The following is a 1,029-nucleotide window of genomic DNA, read 5'->3' on the forward strand; positions in this document are numbered from 1 at the left end:
GCGAAGCTGAGAACTTAAGCGCCAGTAAACGGCGGTGGTAACTATAACCATCCTAAGGTAGCGAAATTCCTTGTCGGGTAAGTTCCGACCTGCACGAATGGCGTAACGACTTCTCGACTGTCTCAACCATAGGCCCGGTGAAATTGCACTACGAGTAAAGATGCTCGTTTCGCGCAGCAGGACGGAAAGACCCCGGGACCTTTACTATAGCTTGATATTGGTGTTCGGTTCGGCTTGTGTAGGATAGGTGGGAGACTGTGAAGCATTGACGCCAGTTAGTGTGGAGTCATTGTTGAAATACCACTCTGGTCGTGCTGGATGTCTAACCTGGGTCCGTGATCCGGATCAGGGACAGTGTCTGGTGGGTAGTTTAACTGGGGCGGTTGCCTCCTAAAGGGTAACGGAGGCGCCCAAAGGTTCCCTCAGCCTGGTTGGCAATCAGGTGTTGAGTGTAAGTGCACAAGGGAGCTTGACTGTGAGACCGACGGGTCGAGCAGGGACGAAAGTCGGGACTAGTGATCCGGCGGTGGCTTGTGGAAGCGCCGTCGCTCAACGGATAAAAGGTACCCCGGGGATAACAGGCTGATCTTCCCCAAGAGTCCATATCGACGGGATGGTTTGGCACCTCGATGTCGGCTCGTCGCATCCTGGGGCTGGAGTCGGTCCCAAGGGTTGGGCTGTTCGCCCATTAAAGCGGTACGCGAGCTGGGTTTAGAACGTCGTGAGACAGTTCGGTCCCTATCCGCTGTGCGCGTAGGAGTCTTGAGAAGGGCTGTCCCTAGTACGAGAGGACCGGGACGGACGAACCTCTGGTGTGCCAGTTGTTCTGCCAAGGGCATGGCTGGTTGGCTACGTTCGGGAGGGATAACCGCTGAAAGCATCTAAGCGGGAAGCCTGCTTCGAGATGAGGACTCCCACCCACTTGATGGGTTAAGGCTCCCAGTAGACGACTGGGTTGATAGGCCAGATATGGAAGCCGGGTAACTGGTGGAGTTGACTGGTACTAATAGGCCGAGGGCTTGTCCTCAG

General features: G+C 55.6%; 1 rRNA gene. It reads left to right on the forward strand.

What is annotated here, in order from left to right:
- Nucleotides 1-1,027, forward strand: a 23S ribosomal RNA gene (locus tag KN815_RS46145); the annotation flags it as partial.
- Nucleotides 1,028-1,029 lie beyond the last annotated feature (2 nt).

Source organism: Streptomyces niphimycinicus (assembly GCF_018883605.1).
Classification (GTDB): Bacteria; Actinomycetota; Actinomycetes; order Streptomycetales; family Streptomycetaceae; genus Streptomyces; species Streptomyces niphimycinicus.